This is a genomic window from Massilia sp. CT11-108 (genome assembly GCF_047302915.1).
Classification (GTDB): domain Bacteria; phylum Pseudomonadota; class Gammaproteobacteria; order Burkholderiales; family Burkholderiaceae_D; genus Telluria; species Telluria orientalis.
The window spans coordinates 1-573 of record NZ_JBKYMO010001172.1 but is presented as its reverse complement, the minus strand read 5'-3'; the positions used below and the strand labels follow the sequence as shown (position 1 = coordinate 573).

Here is a 573-nt window from a genome sequence, read left to right as displayed (position 1 = left end):
TACCTGGGCCGACTCGTCGGCGGCGATACCCGCTTCCAGCTCGGCGACGGCATTCGCGAACGCCTCCGGCCGCGCCTCGCCCACGCGCGCGACGCTGCGCCGCATCGCCTGGAACAGCGGGTCGTCCGCATCGTCTCTCTGCTCCCAGCCGACGCGCGACATCAGGTCGACGAGGCGGCGCGCCGGATGGTCTTGCTCGAAGAAGAAATTGTTGTCGAGCAGAGCGGCCTTCAGCACGGGAACCTGCAGGAGTTGCAGCAGTTCGCGCGTGCGCGGCGGGATACTATCGTCCAGCAACACGGTCTCGAACACACGCGACAGCAGGTCCAGCGTACGTTCGTCGCGGCGCGGCAGGCTGCCCTGGGGCAGGCTCTGCTTCAGGCGCGGCAGGTAGAACACGTTATGCGGCGTGGCGGCTGCTTGCGTTCCTTGCACCGGCGCCCGCTCGATGCGCGCCAGCAGGTCCATCAGCGGCGCCGTGCCGCCGGATTGCGCCAGCATGCCTTGCAGGGCGGCCGACCAGCCGGACTCGGCCTGCCCCGTTCCCGCTGCGAAGCCGGCGCCGGGTTGGGC

Annotated in this window: 1 protein-coding gene; it reads right to left on the bottom strand. The window is 70.2% G+C overall.

The window, feature by feature from the left end; translation table 11 throughout:
- Positions 1 to 573 (bottom strand): DUF1631 family protein (locus tag ACEN88_RS33800; RefSeq protein ID WP_413346730.1); only part of this gene is annotated, 573 nt, incomplete at both ends.